General features: G+C 44.9%; 1 protein-coding gene. It reads right to left on the bottom strand.

What is annotated here, in order from left to right:
- Positions 1 to 34 precede the first annotated feature (34 nt).
- The coding region (locus R7040_RS24500; protein WP_140326101.1) for an AAA family ATPase at positions 35 to 1,233 on the bottom strand (1,199 nt) is incomplete at its 5' end.

The raw sequence follows: 1,233 nt of genomic DNA, 5'->3' as shown, positions 1-1,233 counted from the left end.
GTTTAATTCAGACGTTTTCAAAGCCATTTACTGTTTACCCCTGATTTAATGACGGCCAGTTAGAGTGCAATACGCGCTCCAATTCCAATGCGCTTTTGTGAACCGCATCTTGAGCAGTTGCAAGTGTCTTCTTGCCGCCTTCGAAATCACTTACGGTTAAATCAAACACAGTGCTGTAGGTGTCTGCACACGTTTCAAATGCACGGCTACGTGGAATGGTTGCCATCATCACTTGGTCACCAAGCAGATAGTTCATTTCCGTCAATACCGAGACTTGCTTCTTGTTGTCGTCTTCGAACATGGTTGGCATTAGACGAACAAACTCTAAGCCATTCCAATCTTCTGGGAACATCTCATAAACCGTAGGCAAATGCTGGAAGAAGTTAACCGTAGATGCCCAGTCTAGACGTTTTGCCGCACAAGGAATTAACAGTGCATTGGACGCGTACATCGCATTCCAAACCAGAGGGTCAACGTGCGGACCGGTATCAATCATGATGATATCGAAGTCATTCGCAATCTTATCGATAAGCTGTTCTTTCAATAGACGAACGATATCAAGTGATGGGTCTTCAGACAGCGTTTGCCACGCTTCTGCGTTAAACATAGCATCTTCTGGGAATGCGGAGATTGACTTCAAGTTCGGGTATTGCGTCGGCAACAGCACGTTCTTGTGTAAAAATTCGCGGTCGATCTCTACTCCATCAGGCACGTTGCCTAACATGATGTCCACCGCTGAATAAATGTTGTCGTGCTCAGCCACACTGATTTGCGGGTTTAAAAACAGACGTAATGAACCTTGAGGGTCCAAGTCAATCAAACAAATGCGGTAGCGTTTATCTAGGTTAAGCGCCAAACAAGCAGCCAAATGTACGGCCGTCATTGATTTACCCGTACCACCTTTTTGGTTTTGTACGTTGATAATCCATGGTTTATTGCCGTTATTCTTCTTACGCTCATAGAATTTTGGCACTTCAGCCGCATCCATGAGCATGTGTGCTTCTTCTAACGTAATGGAGTAATGATTCGCGTTGTTTTTAGTAAATTGGTGGCCTGCGGCTTCCATCTTACCGATCGCTTCATCCAGTTTACGACGAGTTAAACCAGAGCGAGTCTCCATCATCGCCTTAGACATTGGTGGGAAGTAGTTGTCACTTCGCTCTTCCAAAACAATCTCAATACGGTCAGCTTGAACTTGTTGCGTCAGCTCAGCTAACTCTTGAAGATTTTCAA

It is taken from the genome of Vibrio sp. 1069, assembly GCF_033340555.1.
This window is presented reverse-complemented; position numbering and strand designations above follow the sequence as displayed.